At 40.9% G+C, this 1,886-nt stretch carries 1 protein-coding gene and 2 tRNA genes; 1 reads left to right on the top strand and 2 read right to left on the bottom strand.

Annotation, left to right across the window (positions count from 1 at the left end; genetic code table 11):
- Positions 1–76 (top strand) — tRNA-Asn (locus NX845_RS23325).
- A 349-nt stretch (positions 77–425) separates the two neighbouring features.
- Here the strand turns inward: NX845_RS23325 and NX845_RS23330 are convergent.
- Positions 426–821: a DUF2391 family protein gene (locus tag NX845_RS23330; protein ID WP_017079303.1), complete on the bottom strand. Its 396-nt coding sequence runs from the start codon at positions 819–821 to the stop codon at positions 426–428.
- Between the two features lie 988 nt (positions 822–1,809).
- Positions 1,810–1,886, bottom strand: a tRNA-Asp gene (locus NX845_RS23335).

The raw sequence follows: 1,886 nt of genomic DNA on the forward strand, positions 1-1,886 counted from the left end.
TCCCCTTTAGTTCAGTTGGTAGAACGGCGGACTGTTAATCCGTATGTCGCAAGTTCAAGTCTTGCAAGGGGAGCCAATTAGAAAAGGCCGCATCATTGATGCGGCCTTTTTGCATTTAAAGATCCGAACTCATCCATACCAGTCTACTCACCTTTTACTACCTCATTTAATTCGAAAACCAACACTTTTAATGCTCTTCTAAAGCAATCAGACTTTTCTCTTTAATTCCGCTCAAACTATCACAAGAACAAACTTGTCACTCTTGCAAGAAGCCAGTCATCACGAAGGGCTACTTTCGTTATCTATAGAAGTGCTCTGCTGAGAAGTTCTAGTCGTAATGGGGGCGGGAATTAAAAGCTAAATAATGAATTCAAATAAGCTCTAGAAAGGCTCTGTTGGTTGCTTAAATTGAAATGACATACAACTCACTCTTTATCGAAACTATCCACTACAATCGCTCCCATAGACGCTGGCATAGAAATAACAATTACCCTTTTGATAGATACAATTGGATCGCTTAATAAAGGAAGCTTATCCAAACAAGTCAGCACCAAAGCAACAACCAATGCAGTCATCACATAAGCAATAACAATTCTGAAAATAAACACTGGCAACCGAGCGACAATATCTTTCTGAAATACACTCTCATACGTGTAAAAGCCCAGGAATACAGCAGACAATAGAAACAACAACAGCAAGTTAGCTGTAGGCAAAGTCTCCCCTAACTTCCAGGCTTCCTCAGAAAAAGAAATCGGCACGGCCAAAGCAAAAGATCCAACAAAGATCTGGCTGGCATCTTCAAAGTTAAAGCTTAATTTCATAGTTCGACCCATTAGGTTTTAAGGCTTTATCTATTTTTTAAAATAATCACAAAATTATCCGCCGATGATTTGGGGAATTTTCTATTCTTACCAAGCAACAGAAATGACACTTCTTAGCTTAATATTAGTCGTAATAACCTAAACATAGCTTGAACTAACTAGCAAGAAATCAATATGTTCAGAGTAAAAGCTGTCAAAACAACTAATTCATATCGAGTCGACAAGCACATCAGAATCGAAGAGAGACCGGTAAACATCCTAAGATACCAGTGCCTAGAACCAGAAAATCTCAATCAGTTGGGTGATAAACATCACTGCACGGATCGAGGGATACTCTATTTCTTAGCTTATATATCCTTCCGGCATCACTTGGGGAGCTCAGCCTAGCGACTCTCACCTTCAAACTGAATCTAGTCCGCTTTCACCCTTTGAAATGCTTCGAACAAAGTGCTAAATGCCATCGAGAGTGGTTTAAGCTCAATGCATAACAAGAGCTATTAAGTCGACTAATTAAGGACTCTAGCGTTCTTAGCGAAATCCTCCATACACATCAGGCTATCCTCTAGATTCACAAATAGGCCAGAAGTCAGGTTTCCTAGACGAAGGGCTGTTAGCTAATACTTGAGGAAGGCCCCAAGCACTGAGCAAGCAGGATGAGTTGTAATGCTTGTATAGTTTCAGGTATTGAATGGGGCGCTGAGTCAAAACAGTCTCATTACCTAACTTACAACGTCGCATGGCTCGAGTATTTGATCAGTAAGTTTAAAGTTTGAAGTCTTTCTTGTGTCAAACCACAATTGGAATCAGAAATGATGTGATTCTAGTCGTAGGATTGGGATTTCTGATAAATGACGGAATAATAGGGACGCGTTGGCTACGAGTTATAGGGTACGGGAAATCTTATGTGGAAGTCATTAGATGGAGGGGCGAAACACTATAATTTAGATGTAAAAAAACCCCGCTATTGCTAGCGAGGCTTCTAAATAAATGGCGGAGTGGACGGGACTCGAACCCGCGACCCCCGGCGTGACAGGCCGGTATTCTAACCAACTGAACTACCACTCC

Origin of the sequence: Vibrio sp. NC2 (assembly GCF_025195005.1) — a bacterium.
In the GTDB taxonomy this organism is placed as follows: Bacteria; Pseudomonadota; Gammaproteobacteria; order Enterobacterales; family Vibrionaceae; genus Vibrio; species Vibrio splendidus.

Coding starts and splice junctions, on each gene's coding strand:
- NX845_RS23330 (WP_017079303.1), bottom strand. CDS start 821: ATGAAATTAAGCTTTAACTTTGAAGATGCCAGCCAGATCTTTGTTGGA.